The 251-nt window shown below is 54.6% G+C and carries 1 protein-coding gene; it reads right to left on the bottom strand.

Features of this window, described 5'->3' with window-relative positions; translation table 11 throughout:
* Nucleotides 1–3: 3 nt before the first annotated feature.
* Nucleotides 4–251: hypothetical protein (locus ACRHNM_RS17530; protein ID WP_431137929.1), on the bottom strand; the 248-nt coding region annotated here is incomplete at its 5' end.

Below are 251 nucleotides of genomic sequence, written 5' to 3'. Positions count from 1 at the left end.
TGGTCATTGGAATACAGATTTCCGGAATTTCCACAGGTAGATCCCGCAAAATAACACCGCCAGGCTCAACAGCGTGCCACCCAGGCCCAGTTGGGCCGCCACATGGCCTTCCGGGACCGGGTTCATAAACTGGTTCACCCCGGCCAGCAGCAGGCGTACGCTTGCCCATGTGACGGGCATATCAACATCTATCAGAGCGAGACAAACATGGACAATGTGATTGCCCACGCCAATATCGGTTCGAATGCATT

It is taken from the genome of Psychroserpens mesophilus (assembly GCF_050617655.1).
GTDB lineage: Bacteria > Bacteroidota > Bacteroidia > Flavobacteriales > Flavobacteriaceae > Psychroserpens > Psychroserpens mesophilus_A.
This window is presented reverse-complemented; position numbering and strand designations above follow the sequence as displayed.